The sequence below is a fragment of the Enterobacter sp. E1 genome, assembly GCF_016809815.1.
Lineage (GTDB): Bacteria > Pseudomonadota > Gammaproteobacteria > Enterobacterales > Enterobacteriaceae > Enterobacter > Enterobacter adelaidei.
Window position 1 is genome coordinate 549,663 of record NZ_JAFBJM010000003.1, and the last position, 8,674, is coordinate 558,336.

Consider the following 8,674-nt stretch of genomic DNA (forward strand, 5'->3'; position numbering starts at 1 on the left):
GGGGAACTGTCATGGCTGAACCGCAGCTACTGTTGAATTACACCGGACATCTGCCTGAGTGCCCAACGTGGAGTGCCGAAGAGAGTGCGCTCTACTGGGCTGATATTCTGGAAGGGGAGATCCACCGATATCATCTGCTGACGGCAGAACACACCGTGCTTTCATTCCATGAAGAGGTGGGCTGTTTTGCTCTGCGCGAGCAGGGTGGTTTTATCGTTGCGATGCGAACGGGTATCTGGCTGACCGATAAACACGGCCTGCTGCGCCGCAAGGTGTGTGATAACCCCTCTAACCCGCAGCTCGCACGTTTTAACGACGGCGGCACCGATTATCTGGGGCGGTTCTACGCGGGAACGTTTTGGGGGCCAGGAGATTACAACGGTGCCCTGCTGATGCGCATCGACAACGACCTGACACCGAAAGTGATCCAGTGCGATATTCACGGGCACAACGGTTTAGCGTTTAGTCCGGATAAACAATGGATGTTTACCTCTGATACGCCAAACGGCGTTATCTATCGTACGCCGCTGGATGAACAGGGAGAGCCTGGCAAGCGAGACGTTTTCCGACGGTTTCAGGAAGGTGAGGGGATACCTGACGGTGCAGCGATGGACGAGGAAGGCTGTTACTGGACCGCGCTGTTTGATGGCTGGCGTATCGCCAGATTTTCACCTGAGGGCGAACAGCTCGAGGAATACAGACTACCGGTTCGTTGCCCGACGATGGTCTGCTTTGGCGGTGACGATATGAAGACGTTATTTATAACGACCACCCGGGAAAATATGGACGAAGCGGAGATAGCGCAATATCCGCTTTCCGGGGCCATCTTCACCCTGCCAGTCAGCGTGGCAGGGATGAAGAAAAGCCGCTTTATCGAACGTTAGGTTGGGTCGACCGGAACGACGTTTTCACTCGGGTAACAGCCCAGCACTTTCATTGAACGGGTAATTTCGCACAGTTCACGCAGGGCTTTTTGCATTGAGGAAGATTCCAGGTTGGCCTGGATATCAAGATAAAACATCTCTTCCCACGGATTTCCATGAATCGGGCGCGATTCCAGTTTCGTCATGATCAGGTTGTGGTTACGCAGTACCAGCAGAGCTTCAACCAGCGCACCAGCCTGTTGGCCGGTGGCCATCAGCAGCGTGGTTTTCGCGGGTACCTGATCGGACACATTGATTGCCTTGCGGGCTAGCACCACGAAGCGGGTAATGTTTTGCGTCTGGTTTGCCAGGTTTCGTTCCAGTACCTGAAGGCCATACAGCGCGCCACCGGCCTCGCTACCCAGTGCAGCAACGGTTGGGGAATTTGCCTGCGCCACTTTTTCCATCGCCGCAGAGGTGCTTTCGGTGTACTCAATTTTCCAGTTCGGATAGCGGTTCAGGAACTGGCTACATTGCTGGAACGGCTGCGGATGGCTGTACACCGTTTCGATTTTGCTCAGGTCAGTGGAGCCAGAGACCAGGACACAATGGTCAATTGGAATGGTCAGCTCACCAACCAGCGACAGACTGGTGTGTTGCAGCAGGTCGTAGACATCATTGATGGCACCGGAGCTGGTATTTTCAATCGGGACCACGGCGTAATCAGCCTGGCCGGTTTCAACCTGATTGAAAATATCGGCAAACTTCGCGCATCCGCTTTCAATAAACTCTTCGAAATGGCGGGCTGCATACTGACGTGCCGCCAGGTGTGAATACGAACCTTTCGGACCCAGAAACGCGATACGGGCAGAGTGCGGATTGGTTTTGTTCAGATGCTGCTGCAACAGCGCTTGCTGGGTCAGAACGGAATCTTCGATGACGAGCTGGAACAGGCGGGTGATGTAATGCGCATCCAGGTGATGCGCTTTGCCGAGCTGAATCAGGCGCTCCAGCAGGTCACGCTCGCGGTCGATATCACGTACCGGGCGGTGGGAATCCAGTTTAGCTTTACCCACTTCGACGGCGAGTAAGCGGCGTTCTGCCAGCAGCGCCAGTAATTTCTCATCCAGCGCGCTGATTTTAACGCGTAGATCCAGTAATGGGTTTTCCGGTGTCATAGTGTTGCCTGTCTCGTTTTATCGTTATCAATAAAAAAGGCCTCCCGGGGTGGGAGGCCTTGTTGTTCGTCTTCGCATTCTTTATCACACGACGAAACGCCTCCCATTCAGGGGAAGGTAAAAAAGAATGCGAAGAAAAACGGCGTTAGTTTCATGAAATCATCCTGTGTTTGATACCGTTAAAGTACCCGTACTGTTTTCACCCTGTCAATAAAAAACGCGCCCGAAGGCGCGTTGGCGGTACACTCAATTTAAAGGATTACTCTTCTTCAACTTCTTCCGCGAAGCTGGCGTCTTTCACCGATGTTGTGGCGCGACGGGCTTCACCTTTGTGTTGCACTTTATTGAGCTGCCGTTCCAGCTTGTTGATCAAATCGTTAATTGCGGTGTACATATCTTCATGTTTTGCGCTGGCGACCAGATGGCCGTTTGGAGTATTGATAGTTGCGTCAGCGATGAAACCCTGCGGCTCCTTGGACAGGATGATATGTGGGTTAATCAAATGAGTTTGCCATTTATCCAGTTTGGCGAGACGGTCTGCGACGTGCTGGCGAATTGCCGGAGTAATTTCCATTTGTTTACTGGTAATGTTCATTGTCATAAATTTTACCTCTTGTCTTTCCGTCTTGGTGATTCCAGCATACCCGACCTAATGTCTAAATGTGTGATTTAGATCACGTTATTTTGTCGGTTTTTGTCAGGGAATCTTTTTTGTGAGGCAGGGCAGGAAGAGGTGAGATTTACCTTGTGGAAGGTAAAAATTGCGGTCATAGTTGATAGGATGTGTTGAGGCTAAACCGCTTCAGCTTATATCCAGAATGAATAAAAAAACGGCAGCCTTCGGGCTGCCGTTTTACATTGAGGCAATATCAGGTGTTGCTGCTGTTTGCGGCGATGATTTTCGCTACTTTTTCAGCCTGAGCGGTCATCTGCATCTGACGGTAAGCATTTTCCATCAGCTTCAGACCATCACGCGTTGCCTGAGTATCCGGATAATCACGCAACATACCTTCTACGCGGTTAACCACGGCAACCCATGCGCCACGGCGGGTATAGTATTCCGCCACGGAGTATTCATATTTTGCCAGACGATCTTTCAGGAACACCAGACGTTTGGTCGCGTCAGTCACGTACTGACTGTTCGGATAGCCGCGCACCAGTTTGGAGAAGTCATTGAAGGCATCACGTGCATGCTGTGGGTCGCGGTCGGAACGATCCACGCCGAAGAAGCCCTGCAGCGCACTGTCGTCCAGCGCCATGTTGGTGAGGCCGCGCATGTACATCACATAGTCGATGTTAGGATGAGTCGGGTTCAGACGCATGAAACGATCGATGGTTGCCTGAGCCAGCGGCAGATCGGCATTTTTGTAGTATGCGTAGATGAGATCTAACTGTACCTGCTGCGAATACGGACCAAATGGATAGCGATTATCCAACGCTTCCAGTTGCGTTATCGCCTGTTTCCAGTTACCGTCCTGCAACTTTTGTTGTGCAGTCGCATAGATTTCATTCGGCGGATTGTCAGGGACCTGTTCATTTGAACCGGAGCAGCCCACCAAAGCCAGGCTCAACGTGGCCGCTGCCACCAGATATTTCATGCGCGTCATGACGTTTTGACTTTCCTCAAATGTTTGTCCGGGAGAAACTCTGTTCCTGCTCCCGATTAAGACCAGCTACAATAGCACACTATATTAAACGGCAAAGCCGTAAAACCCAACGTTAAACGAAGAAGCAGTTTATGGCACAACGAGTAGAACTCACCGCAACAGTCTCCGAAAATCAGCTCGGTCAACGCTTAGATCAGGCTTTGGCCGAATTGTTCCCTGATTATTCGCGTTCACGCATAAAAGAATGGATCCTTGACCAGCGCGTGCTGGTAAACGGCAAGATCTGGGACAAACCAAAAGAGAAAGTGTTAGGTGGGGAAGCTGTCGCCATCAATGCTGAAATCGAAGAGGAAATCCGCTTCGAGCCGCAGGATATCCCACTGGACATCGTCTATGAAGATGATGACATTCTGGTGATCAACAAGCCGCGCGACCTGGTTGTTCATCCGGGGGCGGGGAATCCTGACGGTACAGTTCTTAACGCACTTCTCCATTATTATCCGCCGATCGCAGATGTCCCGCGCGCGGGAATCGTTCACCGTCTGGATAAAGACACCACCGGTTTGATGGTGGTGGCGAAGACCGTTCCAGCTCAGACCCGTCTGGTGGAATCGCTGCAGCTGCGCGAAATCACTCGAGAGTATGAAGCGGTAGCCATTGGGCATATGACCTCTGGTGGAACAGTGGAAGAGCCAATCAGCCGTCACCCAACCAAACGTACTCATATGTCGGTGCATCCGATGGGTAAACCCGCGGTGACGCACTATCGCATCATGGAGCACTTCCGTATCCATACGCGTCTGCGTCTGCGTCTGGAAACCGGGCGTACTCACCAGATCCGCGTGCATATGGCCCACATTACCCACCCGCTGGTGGGGGATCAGGTATACGGTGGCCGTCCACGTCCGCCAAAAGGCGCATCGGATGAGTTCATCAGCGTACTACGTAAATTCGATCGTCAGGCGCTACACGCGACCATGCTGCGTCTTTACCATCCTATCACTGGTATTCAGATGGAGTGGCATGCACCTATCCCGCAGGATATGGTGGAACTTATTGACGCCATGCGTGCCGATTTCGAAGAACATAAGGATCAAGTGGACTGGTTATGACCAAACTGATTGTCCCGGAATGGCCATTGCCTGCAGGTGTGGCCGCCTGCAGTTCAACCCGTATTGGCGGTGTGAGCCAGGGGGCGTGGGAGTCACTGAACCTCGGTGCACACTGTGGCGACAACCTGGAGCACGTTGAAGAAAACCGCAAGCGTCTGTTTGCTGCGGGGAACTTGCCGTCAAAACCGGTTTGGCTGGAACAGGTTCATGGAAAAACGGTGCTGAAGCTGACGGGAGAACCCTACGCTTCAAAACGCGCTGATGCCTCTTATAGTAATATTCCGGGAACGGTTTGTGCCGTAATGACTGCTGATTGTCTGCCTGTGCTGTTCTGTAATCGTGCAGGCACCGAGGTCGCAGCAGCGCATGCGGGATGGCGTGGCCTGTGTGAAGGGGTGCTGGAGGAGACCGTCTCCTGCTTTAAAGATGAACCTGCCAATATCATGGCCTGGCTTGGCCCGGCCATTGGTCCTCGCGCTTTTGAGGTGGGGCCTGAGGTCCGTGAAGCATTTATGGATAAAGATCCGCAAGCAGTGGACGCCTTCCTGCCTTCGGGGGATAAATATCTGGCTGATATTTACCAGCTTGCTCGCCAGCGTCTAAATAATGTCGGTGTGACGCAGATCTTCGGTGGCAATCGCTGTACCTTCACCGAAAAGGGTGATTTTTTCTCTTATCGCCGCGACAAGACGACGGGTCGTATGGCAAGTTTTATTTGGCTGATATAACCTAAAGAATCAAGACGATCCGGCACGTGCCGTTTTCTTTTCACATAATTCAGGTCATTAACCTTGAATAATTGAGGGATGACCTCATTTAATCTCCAGTAGCAAATTTGACCTGTTATGGGAGGAGTTATGCGTCTGGATCGTCTTACTAATAAATTCCAGCTTGCTCTCGCCGATGCCCAGTCCCTTGCACTGGGGCACGACAACCAATTTATCGAACCTCTTCATTTAATGAGCGCCTTGCTGAATCAGGAAGGGGGATCGGTACGTCCTTTATTAACGTCCGCTGGCATTAATGCTGGCCAGTTACGCACAGCCATCGATCAGGCGCTGAGCCGCTTACCGCAGGTAGAAGGTACCGGCGGCGACGTTCAACCGTCGCAGGATCTGGTGCGTGTGCTGAACCTTTGCGACAAGCTGGCGCAAAAACGTGGGGACAACTTTATTTCGTCAGAGTTGTTTGTTCTGGCGGCGCTTGAATCACGCGGTACCTTGACCGACCTGCTGAAATCTGCCGGTGCGACCACCGCCAATGTGACTCAGGCGATTGAGAAAATGCGCGGAGGTGAAAGCGTGAACGATCAGGGAGCCGAAGACCAACGTCAGGCTTTGAAGAAATTTACGGTCGATCTGACCGAACGTGCTGAACAGGGCAAACTTGACCCGGTTATCGGCCGTGACGAAGAGATCCGCCGTACTATCCAGGTATTGCAGCGTCGTACCAAGAACAACCCGGTACTGATTGGCGAACCGGGTGTCGGTAAAACCGCCATTGTTGAAGGGCTGGCGCAGCGTATCGTCAACGGTGAAGTGCCGGAGGGGTTAAAAGGCCGTCGTGTACTGGCGCTGGATATGGGCGCGCTGGTGGCCGGGGCGAAATACCGCGGCGAGTTTGAAGAGCGCCTCAAAGGCGTGCTTAACGATCTGGCGAAGCAGGAAGGCAACGTTATCCTGTTTATCGACGAACTGCACACTATGGTCGGTGCGGGTAAAGCGGACGGCGCGATGGATGCCGGGAACATGCTGAAACCTGCGCTGGCGCGTGGTGAACTTCACTGCGTCGGTGCCACTACGCTTGATGAGTATCGTCAGTACATTGAAAAAGATGCTGCACTTGAACGTCGTTTCCAGAAAGTGTTTGTGGCTGAGCCAAGCGTTGAAGATACCATCGCGATTTTGCGTGGTCTGAAAGAGCGTTATGAGCTGCACCACCACGTGCAGATCACTGACCCGGCCATCGTTGCGGCGGCGACGCTTTCGCATCGTTATATTGCCGATCGTCAGTTGCCGGATAAAGCAATCGACCTGATCGATGAAGCGGCTTCGAGCATTCGTATGCAGATTGACTCGAAACCGGAAGAGCTCGACAGGCTCGACCGTCGTATCATCCAGCTCAAGCTGGAACAGCAGGCGCTGAAGAAAGAGTCTGATGAAGCCAGTAAGAAACGCCTGGATATGCTCAATGAAGAACTGGACGATAAAGAACGCCAGTATTCTGAGCTGGAAGAAGAGTGGAAAGCCGAGAAAGCATCCCTTTCCGGCACTCAGACCATAAAGGCGGAACTCGAACAGGCAAAAATTGCCATTGAGCAGGCACGCCGTGTGGGCGATCTGGCCCGGATGTCAGAGCTGCAGTACGGCAAAATTCCTGAGCTGGAAAAACAGCTTGAGATTGCTACGCAGTCCGAAGGCAAAACGATGCGTCTGTTGCGTAATAAAGTGACGGATGCGGAAATTGCCGAAGTGCTGGCGCGCTGGACCGGTATCCCAGTGGCGCGCATGCTGGAAGGTGAGCGTGAAAAACTGCTGCGTATGGAGCAGGATTTACATAACCGGGTAATTGGTCAGAACGAGGCGGTTGAAGCGGTTTCCAACGCTATTCGTCGTAGCCGTGCAGGGCTGTCCGATCCGAATCGCCCAATTGGCTCGTTCCTGTTCCTGGGGCCAACCGGTGTCGGTAAAACCGAGCTGTGTAAAGCGCTGGCTAACTTTATGTTCGACAGCGATGATGCGATGGTGCGTATCGACATGTCCGAGTTTATGGAGAAGCACTCTGTTTCGCGTCTGGTCGGGGCACCTCCGGGATACGTGGGTTATGAAGAAGGTGGTTATCTGACAGAAGCGGTGCGTCGTCGTCCTTATTCCGTCATTCTGCTGGACGAGGTAGAGAAAGCGCATCCAGATGTCTTCAACATTCTGCTTCAGGTGCTGGATGATGGTCGTCTGACCGATGGGCAGGGGAGAACAGTCGACTTCCGTAATACGGTTGTCATCATGACCTCGAACCTGGGTTCCGATTTGATTCAGGAACGTTTCGGTGAGCTGGACTATAGCCATATGAAGGATCTGGTGCTCGGTGTCGTGAGCCATAACTTCCGTCCTGAGTTCATCAACCGTATTGATGAAGTGGTGGTATTCCATCCTCTGGGTGAGAAACACATTGCGTCGATTGCGCAGATCCAGTTGCAGCGTCTGTACAAACGTCTGGAAGAGCGTGGATATGAAATTCACATCTCCAACGAGGCACTGAAGCTGCTGAGCGAAAATGGTTACGATCCAGTGTATGGTGCGCGTCCATTAAAACGTGCTATCCAACAGCAGATCGAAAATCCGCTGGCGCAGCAGATCCTCTCCGGAGAGTTAATTCCAGGCAAAGTTATCCGTCTGGAAGCCAACGACGATCGCATTGTGGCAGTGCAGTAAGTCACAAAACCAAAAAACGAGCCGCTTGCGGCTCGTTTTTGTTTAAAAACCAGGCGAAAATTGAGGTCTGGAATGTGATTCGCCTGGAAAGTGAGCGGTTGGAAAATAATTTTCACTTTATCCTTGCGGCTTCGGAATAACTCCCTATAATGCGCCTCCACTGACACGGAACAACGGCACACACGCCGCCGGGTCAGCAGAGAAAAGCAAAATAAACGCTTGACTCTGTAGCGGGAAAGCGTAATATGCACACCCCGCGCCGCAGCGAAAACGAAGCGGCACTGCTCTTTAACAATTTATCAGACAATCTGTGTGGGCACTCAAAGTGACATGGATTCTTAATGTCTTCGGACACTAAATGAATACCAAGTCTCAACGAGTGAACACGTAATTCATTACGAAGTTTAATTCATTGAGCATCAAACTTTTAAATTGAAGAGTTTGATCATGGCTCAGATTGAACGCTGGCGGCAGGCCTAACAC

Annotated in this window: 8 protein-coding genes and 1 other annotated feature; of the genes, 4 read left to right on the forward strand and 4 right to left on the reverse strand. The window is 52.1% G+C overall.

All coding sequences use genetic code 11. From position 1 onward, the window contains the following. Positions 1 to 11: 11 nt before the first annotated feature. Positions 12 to 884, forward strand: a complete 873-nt coding sequence (locus JGF26_RS11720) for an SMP-30/gluconolactonase/LRE family protein (protein ID WP_128348890.1) — start codon at positions 12 to 14, stop codon at positions 882 to 884. Here the strand turns inward: JGF26_RS11720 and pheA are convergent. The 4 genes from pheA to bamD form a co-directional block, all read right to left on the reverse strand. Next, positions 881 to 2,041: a bifunctional chorismate mutase/prephenate dehydratase gene (pheA, locus tag JGF26_RS11725; RefSeq protein ID WP_134707827.1), complete on the reverse strand. Its 1,161-nt coding sequence runs from the start codon at positions 2,039 to 2,041 to the stop codon at positions 881 to 883. The genes JGF26_RS11720 and pheA overlap by 4 nt on opposite strands. Positions 2,042 to 2,071: 30 nt before the next feature. Then, positions 2,072 to 2,197: a sequence feature (Phe leader region), on the reverse strand. Then, positions 2,149 to 2,196 (reverse strand): pheA operon leader peptide PheL, encoded by a 48-nt coding sequence (gene pheL, locus JGF26_RS11730; protein WP_100249759.1) that lies wholly within the window; start codon positions 2,194 to 2,196, stop codon positions 2,149 to 2,151. Its footprint overlaps the feature before it by 48 nt. A gap of 103 nt (positions 2,198 to 2,300) precedes the next feature. Beyond that, the gene (gene raiA / locus JGF26_RS11735; RefSeq protein ID WP_008502470.1) at positions 2,301 to 2,642 is read right to left on the reverse strand and encodes a ribosome-associated translation inhibitor RaiA; all 342 of its coding nucleotides are present in this window, start codon (positions 2,640 to 2,642) and stop codon (positions 2,301 to 2,303) included. A gap of 268 nt (positions 2,643 to 2,910) precedes the next feature. Then, positions 2,911 to 3,648, reverse strand: coding sequence for an outer membrane protein assembly factor BamD (gene bamD / locus JGF26_RS11740; protein ID WP_023308867.1), 738 nt, complete (start codon positions 3,646 to 3,648; stop codon positions 2,911 to 2,913). 131 nt (positions 3,649 to 3,779) lie between these two features. Between bamD and rluD the strand changes: the two genes are divergently transcribed. From rluD to clpB, 3 genes are all read left to right on the forward strand, one after another. Continuing rightward, entirely contained in the window at positions 3,780 to 4,760 is a 981-nt protein-coding gene (gene rluD / locus JGF26_RS11745; protein WP_028016723.1) for a 23S rRNA pseudouridine(1911/1915/1917) synthase RluD, read from the forward strand. After that, positions 4,757 to 5,488 carry a purine nucleoside phosphorylase YfiH gene (gene yfiH / locus JGF26_RS11750; protein ID WP_049007923.1) on the forward strand — a complete coding sequence of 244 codons (732 nt, stop codon included), beginning with the start codon at positions 4,757 to 4,759 and terminating at the stop codon, positions 5,486 to 5,488. The genes rluD and yfiH overlap by 4 nt, the downstream gene beginning before the upstream one ends. 129 nt (positions 5,489 to 5,617) lie before the next feature. Beyond that, positions 5,618 to 8,191, forward strand: coding sequence for an ATP-dependent chaperone ClpB (gene clpB / locus JGF26_RS11755; RefSeq protein WP_134707826.1), 2,574 nt, complete (start codon positions 5,618 to 5,620; stop codon positions 8,189 to 8,191). The last annotated feature ends 483 nt before the right edge of the window (positions 8,192 to 8,674 follow it).

Excerpts from the sequence above, each read along its gene's own strand:
- raiA (WP_008502470.1), bottom strand. The coding sequence starts at position 2,642 with ATGACAATGAACATTACCAGTAAACAAATGGAAATTACTCCGGCAATT.
- JGF26_RS11720 (WP_128348890.1), top strand. The coding sequence starts at position 12 with ATGGCTGAACCGCAGCTACTGTTGAATTACACCGGACATCTGCCTGAG.
- yfiH (WP_049007923.1), top strand. The coding sequence starts at position 4,757 with ATGACCAAACTGATTGTCCCGGAATGGCCATTGCCTGCAGGTGTGGCC.
- bamD (WP_023308867.1), bottom strand. The coding sequence starts at position 3,648 with ATGACGCGCATGAAATATCTGGTGGCAGCGGCCACGTTGAGCCTGGCT.
- clpB (WP_134707826.1), top strand. The coding sequence starts at position 5,618 with ATGCGTCTGGATCGTCTTACTAATAAATTCCAGCTTGCTCTCGCCGAT.
- pheA (WP_134707827.1), bottom strand. The coding sequence starts at position 2,041 with ATGACACCGGAAAACCCATTACTGGATCTACGCGTTAAAATCAGCGCG.
- rluD (WP_028016723.1), top strand. The coding sequence starts at position 3,780 with ATGGCACAACGAGTAGAACTCACCGCAACAGTCTCCGAAAATCAGCTC.